The organism is Aquibium sp. A9E412, assembly GCF_030398335.1.
Classification (GTDB): Bacteria; Pseudomonadota; Alphaproteobacteria; order Rhizobiales; family Rhizobiaceae; genus A9E412.
The window spans coordinates 1-5637 of the sequence record NZ_JAOAOP010000114.1 but is presented as its reverse complement, the minus strand read 5'-3'; the positions used below and the strand labels follow the sequence as shown (position 1 = coordinate 5637).

At 69.1% G+C, this 5637-nt stretch carries 4 protein-coding genes and 1 pseudogene; 3 read left to right on the top strand and 2 right to left on the bottom strand.

Annotation, left to right across the window (positions count from 1 at the left end):
- Positions 1–497: pseudogene (locus tag N1F89_RS20185) on the top strand (DNA polymerase III subunit gamma/tau); the annotation flags it as partial.
- Positions 498–514: 17 nt separating this feature from the next.
- Positions 515–838, top strand: a complete 324-nt coding sequence (locus tag N1F89_RS20180; RefSeq protein WP_290086262.1) for a YbaB/EbfC family nucleoid-associated protein — start codon at positions 515–517, stop codon at positions 836–838.
- Between the two features lie 99 nt (positions 839–937).
- Here the strand turns inward: N1F89_RS20180 and N1F89_RS20175 are convergent, their stop codons facing one another.
- Positions 938–2980 (bottom strand): long-chain-fatty-acid--CoA ligase, encoded by a 2043-nt coding sequence (locus N1F89_RS20175; RefSeq protein ID WP_290086260.1) that lies wholly within the window; start codon positions 2978–2980, stop codon positions 938–940.
- Between the two features lie 178 nt (positions 2981–3158).
- Positions 3159–3731: a DUF924 family protein gene (locus N1F89_RS20170; RefSeq protein ID WP_290086259.1), complete on the bottom strand. Its 573-nt coding sequence runs from the start codon at positions 3729–3731 to the stop codon at positions 3159–3161.
- A 270-nt stretch (positions 3732–4001) separates the two neighbouring features.
- Between N1F89_RS20170 and N1F89_RS20165 the strand changes: the two genes are divergently transcribed.
- On the top strand, positions 4002–5594 hold the full coding sequence (locus N1F89_RS20165; RefSeq protein WP_290086258.1) for an ABC transporter substrate-binding protein: 1593 nt from the start codon (positions 4002–4004) through the stop codon (positions 5592–5594).
- Positions 5595–5637: the final 43 nt, after the last annotated feature.

The following is a 5637-nucleotide window of genomic DNA, read 5'->3' as shown; positions in this document are numbered from 1 at the left end:
CGACGATGCGCCTGGTGCGGGCCGAGCCGGAGGCGCAGCCGGCCGTCGCGGCCGAGCCCGAGCTGCCGCCGGCGCCGGCGCTGCGCAGCCTGGCCGACATCGCCGCGCTGGCCGACGCCAACCGCGACCTTGCCTTCAAGGTGCAGCTCAAGCGCTACGTGCGCCCGGTCAGCATCGAGCCCGGCCGGCTCGAGGTGGGCCTGACCGAGGACGCGCCGAAGACGCTGCTGGGCGACCTGACGAGCCGGCTCAAGGACTGGACCGGCCGGCGCTGGATCGTCTCGGTGTCGCGCGAGGGCGGCGGGCCGACGCTCTCCGAGACCGAGGCCGAGCGCCGCCGCAGCGTGATGAGCGATGCGCGCGCCGACCCGGCGGTCGCCGCCATCCTGGCGCGCTTTCCCGGCGCGCGGATCATCGACGTGCGCATTCCCGATCCGGTGGACGGCGAGGCGCCCGTGGATCCGCCCGAGGATCCCGACACCGACGAAACGAGCTGACACCGACGGAGACGACCATGCGCGACCTGATGGGACTGATGGGCAAGGCGAAGGAGATGCAGAGCAAGTTCGCCGAGCTGCAGGAGGAGATCGCCCGGCTGGAGGCGAGCGGCCAGGCCGGCGGCGGCCTGGTCGAGGTGACGCTGTCCGGCAAGTTCGAGATGAAGGGGCTGAAGATCGACCCGTCGCTGTTCAAGGAGGACGACGTCGAGATCCTCGAGGACCTGATCCTCGCCGCCCACAACGACGCCAAGGCCAAGGTCGAGGCGGCGATGCAGGAAAAGACGCAGGAGCTGACCGCCGGCCTGCCGATCCCGCCCGGCATGAAGCTGCCGTTCTGAGCGGCGCAACGCTGCCGCGATGAGGCAAGGGCCGGCGCCTGCGCGCCGGCCCTTTCGCGTTTCACGTCCTATCGCGTTTCCACTTCGCCTGGAAACGCTTCAACGCAGCTCGCGGCGCAGGATCTTGCCGACATTGGTCTTGGGCAGCTCGTCGCGGAACTCGACGTGCCGCGGCCGCTTGTAGCCGGTCAGCTTGTCGCGGCAGAAGTCGATCAGCGCCTGCTCGGTGAGCGTGTCGTCCCGGCGCACCACGAACAGCTTGGGCACCTCGCCGGAATGCTCGTCGGGCACGCCGACGGCGGCGACCTCCACGACGCCGGGATGCTGCGCGGCCACGTCCTCGATCTCGTTCGGGTAGACGTTGAAGCCCGACACCAGGATCATGTCCTTCTTGCGGTCGACGATCTTCACGTAGCCGCGTTCGTCCATGAAGCCCATGTCGCCCGACTTGAAGAAGCCGTCCTCGGTCATCACCTTGGCGGTCTCGTCCGGCCGGTTCCAGTAGCCGGCCATCACCTGCGGGCCGCGGATGCAGATCTCGCCGACCTCGCCGAGTGCGACGTCCTTGCCGTCGTCGTCGCGGATGGCGATCTCGGTCGACGGCAGCGGCAGGCCGATCGTGCCGGTGAACTCCTCGCCGTCGAAGCGGTTGGCGGTCGCCACCGGCGCGGTCTCCGACAGGCCGTAGCCTTCCGAGATCGTGCTGCCGGTCAGCGTCTTCCAGCGTTCGGCCACCGAGCGCTGCACCGCCATGCCGCCGCCCACGGTGAGGATCAGCCCGGAGAAGTCGAGCTTGCGGAAGTCCTCGTTGTTGAGCAGCGCGTTGAACAGCGTGTTGAGGCCAGGGAAGACGTTGAAGCGGTGCTTCTTGAGCTCGGCCACGAAGGCGGGAATGTCGCGCGGGTTGGGGATCAGCACGTTGTGGCCGCCCTGCTGCATGCCCATCAGCGCGTTCACCGTCAGCGCGAAGATGTGGTAGAGCGGCAGCGCGCAGACATAGACCAGGCTGTCGGGATGGTCGCGCTTGTCGAGCAGCGGCTGCAGCCACAGCGCGTTCTGCGCCACGTTGGCCAGCACGTTGCGGTGCATGAGCGTGGCGCCCTTCGACACGCCGGTCGTGCCGCCGGTGTACTGCAGGAAGGCGACGTCGTCGGCGCCCACCTCGACCGGTGCCAGCGTGCCGCGCGCGCCTTCCTTGAGCGCGGCGTTGAAGCCGGTATGGCCGGGCAGCGACCAGGCCGGCACCATCTTGCGCACGCGCCGCACGACCAGGTTGACGACGATTCCCTTGAGGCCCATCAGGTCGCCCATCGAGGCCACGACGACGTGCTTGACCTTGGTCTTGGCCACCACCGCCTGCAGCGTGCTGGCGAAATTCTCCAGGATGACGATCGCCTCGGCGCCCGAATCGACGAGCTGGTGCTCGAGCTCGCGCGGCGTGTAGAGCGGGTTGACGTTGACGACCGTGTAGCCGGCCCGCAGCACCGCCATCATGGTGACGGGGTACTGCAGGATGTTGGGCATCATGATCGCGACGCGCGCGCCCTTCTTCAGCCCCTTGCCCTGCAGATAGGCGCCGAGATCGGCCGACAGCCGGTCGAGCTCGCCGAAGGTGATCGACTTGCCCATGCAGGTGAAGGCGGTGCGCGCGGCGAAGCGGCGGCACGAATCGGTGAGCAGCGCGCCGATCGACTCGTGCTCGGGCGGCGCGATCTCGGCCGGCACGCCGGGCGGGTAGCTGTCGAGCCAGGGGTGCCGGCCGGCGGCGGCCTTCGCCGCGCCGGCCTTGCCGCCGCCGCTCGCGCCGCGCTTGGCGGCGCCCGCCGTGCTGGTCGTGGATGCCTTGGCGGACGACGCCTTGGCCGCGGCCGGCTTGGCGGCCGCGCGCTTGCCGGTCGACGCCGTGCCGGCCGAGCCCTTGGCCGCGCCGCCGCGCGCGGTCGTCGCGCGTTTCGCCGGCGCCTTCTTCGTGGCGGCGGCGCGCTTGCCGGCGGCAGCCGTCTTGCCTTTCGCGGTGCTGCCGGCGGCGCCGGCCTTGCCGGCGGCCGTCTTGTCGCCTTCGGCCTTGCCGTCTCCCGCCTTGCCCTTGGCGGCCGTGCCGCCCTTGCGGCCGGTGCCGGCCGTTGTCGTCGTCTTGGCCACCTGCGATCCTCCCTCGCATCTCGATGCCGGGCCTGCCGGCCGCCGGTGTCTTCCGGCGTTGCCGGTCGCGGACCGCCCGGTCCGCGCCTCCCGTGCATGGTGTCGTCGTCGCCTTATCTATGGCCTGACCGCCGAGCCGCGCAAGGGTGCCGGCGGCCTGCCGCAAGGGCAGCGCCGGCTACTGGCCGTAGCCGGCATGCGCGGCGAGGAACGCCTCCTCCTCGGCCGTGCTCGTCCGGCCGAGCACGCGGTTGCGGTGCGGGAAGCGGCCGAAGCGGGCGATGATGTCGCGGTGCTCGACCGCGAATTTGAGGTTGGTCTCGTTGCCGAGTGCGGTGAACAGCGCCACGCAGCGCTCCTGCTCGGCGAGCCGTTCGGCGTGCATGAAGGGCATGTAGACGAAGGCCCGCCGCTCCGGCGCCACGGCGGCGTCGAGCCCGCGGTCGACCGCGTTTCGCGCGACAGCCAGCGCCTTGTCGTCCGTGGCGAAGGCCTCGGCGCGGCCGCGGTGGATGTTGCGCGGGATCTGGTCGAGCACGATGATCGCGGCGAGCGCGGCGTCGGGCTGCTGCAGCGCGGCCGGCGGCACCCCCTCGGCCAGCCGCGTGTTGAGCGGACCGAAGCGGCGGCAGGCCGCGTCCGTCTCGGGCGTGCTCTTGAACCAGTCCTCCGGTGTCAGCTCGCCGAACCAGAAGTCGAGCACCGGGCTCCACCAGTCGGCCGTCAGATCGGCTGTCGCATCGGCTTTCATATCGTTCCCTTCCGCCGCGTCGGCCACCCCGGCCGCGCCCGGCGGCACGCTGGCACGGCTGGCCGCACGGCGCAATCGGCGGTGCGTGCGGCCGGGTGCGGAGCGCGGATTCGAGGCAATGCATTCCTCAAACAAAGGACTGGAAGGAACGCCGTTCTACTTACCGTGCGTAAGACAACAGGGGTGTTCCAAGTCAAGGGGAACTTTGCTTATATGCGCGCTTCACGGGCCCGGCACAGCGGCCCGATCTCATAATAGGGAGAGACTTTCATGAATCTCAAACTGACTTTCGCGGCCGCGCTTCTTGCCGCGACGGCGATGAGCGGTGCGGCCAGCGCCAAGACGCTGGTCTACTGCTCGGAAGGCAGTCCGGAAGGCTTCGACCCGGCGCTCTACACCGCCGGCACGACCTTCGACGCCTCGTCCAAGACGATCTACAGCGGCCTCGTCCAGTTCGAGCCCGGCACCACCAACGTGGTTCCCGACCTCGCCGAGAGCTGGGAAGTCTCCGACGACGGTCTGGAATACACCTTCAAGCTGCGCCCGGGCGTCAAGTTCCACGCGACCGACTACTTCACGCCGTCGCGCGACATGAACGCCGACGACGTGATCTTCAGCTTCGAGCGGCAGAGCGATTCCGAGAACCCGTTCAACGCCTATGTCGAGGGCGCGAGCTGGGAGTACTTCAACGCCATGTCGATGCCCGACCTCATCGAGTCGATCGAGAAGGTCGACGACATGACGGTCAAGTTCGTGCTGACCCGGCCCGAGGCGCCCTTCGTCGCCAACCTGGCGATGGACTTCGCCTCGATCATGTCGAAGGAGTATGCCGACCAGCTCGCCGAGTCGGGCAGCCAGTCGGACCTCAACCAGAAGCCGATCGGAACCGGTCCCTTCCAGTTCGTCGCCTATCAGCCCGACGCGGTGATCCGCTACAAGGCACATCCCGACTACTATCCGGGCCAGGAGGCGATCGACGACCTGGTGTTCGCCATCACCACCGACGCCTCGGTGCGCCAGCAGAAGCTGCTCGCCGGCGAGTGCCACGTGATGCCGTACCCGAACCCGGCCGACGTGCAGTCGCTGAAGGACAATTCCGACATCACCGTGATGGAGCAGGAAGGCCTCAACGTCGGCTATCTCGCCTACAACACCCAGCAGGAGCCGTTCGACCGCGCCGAGGTGCGCAAGGCGCTCAACATGGCGATCAACAAGCAGGCGATCCTCGACGCTGTGTTCCAGGGCGCCGGCCAGGCGGCCAAGAACCCGATCCCGCCGACCATGTGGTCCTACAACGAGGACATCGAGGACGATCCGTACGATCCGGAAGCGGCCCGGGCGATGCTCGAGGAAGCCGGCGTCTCCGACCTGTCGATGAAGGTCTGGGCGATGCCCGTGCAGCGGCCCTACAACCCGAACGCGCGGCGCATGGCCGAGCTGATCCAGGAGGACTTCTCCAAGGTCGGCGTCGACGTCGAGATCGTCTCCTATGAGTGGGGCGAGTATCTCGAGCGCTCCAAGGCGACCGACCGCGACGGCGCGGTGCTGCTCGGCTGGACCGGCGACAACGGCGATCCCGACAACTTCCTCGCCGTGCTGCTGGGCTGCGATGCCGTCGGCGGCTCCAACCGCGCCCAGTGGTGCAACGAGGAGTTCAACAGCCTCGTCATGGAAGCCAAGAGCGGCAGCCAGGAGGAGCGCGCCGAGCTCTACCGCCAGGCGCAGGAGGTCTTCAAGCGCGAGGCGCCGTGGGCCACGATCGCCCACTCGGTGGTCTTCATGCCCATGCGCAACAACGTCGAGGGCTACGTGATGGACCCGCTCGGCGGCCACAGCTTCGAGGGCGTCGACATCGCGGAGTAGCCCGCAGGGGCGACGGCGGGCCGCCCGGCGGCCCGCCGCACTG

Coding starts and splice junctions, on each gene's coding strand:
- N1F89_RS20170 (WP_290086259.1), bottom strand. CDS start 3,731: ATGAAAGCCGATGCGACAGCCGATCTGACGGCCGACTGGTGGAGCCCG.
- N1F89_RS20180 (WP_290086262.1), top strand. CDS start 515: ATGCGCGACCTGATGGGACTGATGGGCAAGGCGAAGGAGATGCAGAGC.
- N1F89_RS20165 (WP_290086258.1), top strand. CDS start 4,002: ATGAATCTCAAACTGACTTTCGCGGCCGCGCTTCTTGCCGCGACGGCG.